The organism is Vibrio sp. 2134-1, assembly GCF_033339495.1.
This window is the reverse complement of record NZ_JAWOUS010000938.1, coordinates 1-522: the sequence shown is the minus strand read 5'-3', so window position 1 is coordinate 522 and position 522 is coordinate 1. Positions and strand designations below refer to the sequence as shown.

The following is a 522-nucleotide window of genomic DNA, read 5'->3' as shown; positions in this document are numbered from 1 at the left end:
CATTGGTATTACGAAACGTGCTTGCAGACTGGTTTCGAACATAATAGGCAATACACCAGCAAAGGTCGTGATGGATGTCAGCGTAATCGCTCGAAAACGCGCACAACCAGCCTCAACCACCGCCTGCTTGATGCTCATTCCTTTCTCTCGCACTTGGTTCACATAATCTGTCATCACCAACGAGTCGTTGATCACCACACCTGCGGCTGCGATCAAACCGAATGTCGACATCATGCTAACGTCTAGCCCCAACCAGAAATGTCCCCAAATCGCCCCTGTTAAACTAAACGGGATAACAGACATCACGATAAGAGGCTGGGTATAGCTCTTCAATGGTACGGCAAGCAAGATATAAACAATGATCATCCCTGCCACAAAGAACATGATTTGTTCGTTGCGTTGCGCGGCTTGCTCTTCGATGTCACCACCCAGCTCTGTTTTAACACTTGGGTGCAGCTTCTTCATATCAGGCAAAATACTATCGTCGATGATTTTCACAATTTCTTGTGGCTCAACGAGTTC

Annotated in this window: 1 protein-coding gene; it reads right to left on the bottom strand. The window is 47.1% G+C overall.

Annotation, left to right across the window (positions count from 1 at the left end; all coding sequences use genetic code 11):
• Nucleotides 1-522 (bottom strand): efflux RND transporter permease subunit (locus tag R7R78_RS29365; protein ID WP_225474994.1); only part of this gene is annotated, 522 nt, incomplete at both ends.